3 tRNA genes are annotated in these 1,000 nt (G+C 44.2%); all 3 read left to right on the top strand.

The features are described from left to right. Window positions 1-243: 243 nt before the first annotated feature. The 3 genes from A3766_RS10065 to A3766_RS10055 all read left to right on the top strand — a co-directional run bounded on the left by A3766_RS10065 (window position 244) and on the right by A3766_RS10055 (window position 919). Window positions 244-319, top strand: a tRNA-Gly gene (locus A3766_RS10065). Window positions 320-719: 400 nt separating this feature from the next. Continuing rightward, window positions 720-793, top strand: a tRNA-Cys gene (locus A3766_RS10060). Window positions 794-832: 39 nt separating this feature from the next. After that, window positions 833-919 (top strand) — tRNA-Leu (locus tag A3766_RS10055). Window positions 920-1,000 lie beyond the last annotated feature (81 nt).

Here is a 1,000-nt window from a genome sequence, read left to right as displayed (position 1 = left end):
TCACAGCATCGTGGGAGCACTTATTCTCTGAAGAGAGTTAGAAGCGGAGTAAGTATTACTGCTTTGGTATAAAAAATAATCGATCTGCTTCTCGGAAAATAGATAGCTGAAAAAAAGTGAATTATTCTCTTAAACATTGCTTGACTCTTAAATCGAATCCGTTAATATATGCGCCACTTCAGCAACACAGGCAACGAAAAGTTGTTTTTTACTAGAGTGTTGCAATGAAATATGAAGTGATCTGCGGGAATAGCTCAGCTGGTAGAGCACAACCTTGCCAAGGTTGGGGTCGCGAGTTCGAATCTCGTTTCCCGCTCCAANTTCTAAAAAACCTCGGATTTATCCGAGGTTTTTTGTTAGTGGACTATAAAGATTTATCGATATAGTTTACGGTGTAGTTTAAAGGCGCGATAGCAAAGCGCTTAGGGCTCTGCCCGATTAACAAGAGTGCACTGGATTGCTGCAATCCTACGGTAGAATTTGAAGCTCTTGTTTAGTACAAGTTTAAAGGCGCGATAGCAAAGCGCTTAGGGCTCTGCCCGATTAACAAGAGTGCACTGGATTGCTGCAATCCTANGGTAGAATTTGAAGCTCTTGTTTAGTACAAGTTTAAAGGCGCGATAGCAAAGCGCTTAGGGCTCTGCCCGATTAACAAGAGTGCACTGGATTGCTGCAATCCTATGGTAGAATTTGAAGCTCTTGTTTAGTACAAGTTTAAAGGCGCGATAGCAAAGCGGTTATGCACTGGATTGCAAATCCACGTAGGCCGGTTCGACTCCGGCTCGCGCCTCCATTTAGCATCCCTTTGGTGTTAAATGTAAAAGCCCCCAAAGCCCGGGTGGCGAAATTGGTAGACGCAACAGACTTAAAATCTGTCGTCCTTCGGGACGTGCCGGTTCGATTCCGGCCCCGGGCACCATACTCATTTCAGTCAGATTCATTCAATTACAGTCAAGTACTGTCAAAGTCCAATATTTACAGTGGCTTAGCGTAGGTTGTC

The sequence above is a fragment of the Oleiphilus sp. HI0132 genome, from assembly GCF_001635845.1.
The sequence above is the reverse complement of the archived record's forward strand: the minus strand, read 5'-3'. Positions and strand labels throughout refer to the sequence as shown.